Origin of the sequence: Enterobacter cloacae complex sp. OE43NF (assembly GCF_023544405.1) — a bacterium.
In the GTDB taxonomy this organism is placed as follows: domain Bacteria; phylum Pseudomonadota; class Gammaproteobacteria; order Enterobacterales; family Enterobacteriaceae; genus Enterobacter; species Enterobacter cloacae.
Window position 1 is genome coordinate 1 of record NZ_JAMJFW010000134.1, and the last position, 1,285, is coordinate 1,285.

The following is a 1,285-nucleotide window of genomic DNA, read 5'->3' on the forward strand; positions in this document are numbered from 1 at the left end:
TGTACGGTCCGGGGACATAGTGAACACTTGTTCGGGGACATGGTAGACACTTACAACTAAGGCATAAGAACCCGTTTATGGAGTCGCTTATGCCCTGGGATGCGAGAGATACCATGTCATTACGTACCGAATTTGTTTTGTTCGCCTCGCAGGACGGGGCGAACATCCGTTCCCTCTGCCGTCGCTTTGGCATTTCACCTGCCACCGGCTACAAGTGGCTTCACCGCTGGGCGGAGGAAGGGGCCGCCGGCCTTCAGGACCACCCGCGCATACCGCACCATTCCCCGAACCGCTCGTCTGACGACATCACTGCCCTGCTGCGTATGGCCCATGACCGCCATGAACGCTGGGGCGCACGCAAGATAAAGCGCTGGCTGGAAGACCAGGGGCACCGTATGCCCGCCTTCAGCACCGTTCATAACCTGATGGCCCGTCACGGCCTGCTGCCGGGCACTTCTCCGGGCATTCCCGCCACGGGGCGGTTCGAACATGACGCGCCGAACCGGCTCTGGCAGATGGATTTTAAGGGCCACTTTCCCTTTGGCGGTGGCCGCTGCCATCCGCTCACCCTGCTGGATGACCACTCCCGTTTTTCCCTGTGCCTGGCGCACTGTACTGATGAACGGCGTGAGACCGTGCAGCAGCGGCTGGTCAGCGTGTTTGAACGCTACGGCCTGCCGGACCGGATGACAATGGACAACGGCGCCCCGTGGGGAGACACCACCGGCACCTGGACGGCGCTGGAGCTGTGGCTGATGCGCCACGGTATCCGGGTGGGACACTCCCGGCCGTATCATCCGCAGACGCAGGGCAAGCTGGAGCGTTTTCACCGCAGCCTGAAGACGGAGGTGCTGCAGGGTAAGTGGTTCGCGAACGAGGGCGAACTGCAGCGCGCCTTCGACCACTGGCGGACGGTCTATAACCTTGAACGCCCGCATGAGGCGCTGGACATGGCGGTACCGGGCTCGCGGTATCAGCCGTCTGCACGGCAGTACAGCGGCAACACAACACCTCCGGAGTATGACGAGGGCGTGATGGTCAGGAAAGTGGATATCAGCGGAAAGCTGAGCGTGAAAGGGGTAAGTCTGAGCGCAGGCAAGGCATTCAGGGGAGAACGGGTCGGGCTGAAGGAGATGCAGGAAGACGGCCGCTACGAGGTGTGGTGGTACAGCACAAAAGTGGGGGTGATCGACCTGAAGAAAAAGTCGATCACCATGGGTAAAGGATGTTAAAAAGTGTTCACCATGTCCCCGAACACCTGTCTACCATGTCCCCGGACCGTACA

At 60.8% G+C, this 1,285-nt stretch carries 1 protein-coding gene; it reads left to right on the top strand.

The window, feature by feature from the left end:
* Positions 1-89: 89 nt before the first annotated feature.
* Positions 90-1,232, top strand: a complete 1,143-nt coding sequence (locus tag M8370_RS23340) for an IS481 family transposase (RefSeq protein WP_458294795.1) — start codon at positions 90-92, stop codon at positions 1,230-1,232.
* Positions 1,233-1,285: the final 53 nt, after the last annotated feature.

What these genes read in the sequence shown, in the direction of transcription:
- M8370_RS23340 (WP_458294795.1), top strand. Translation starts at nt 90, where the DNA reads ATGCCCTGGGATGCGAGAGATACCATGTCATTACGTACCGAATTTGTT.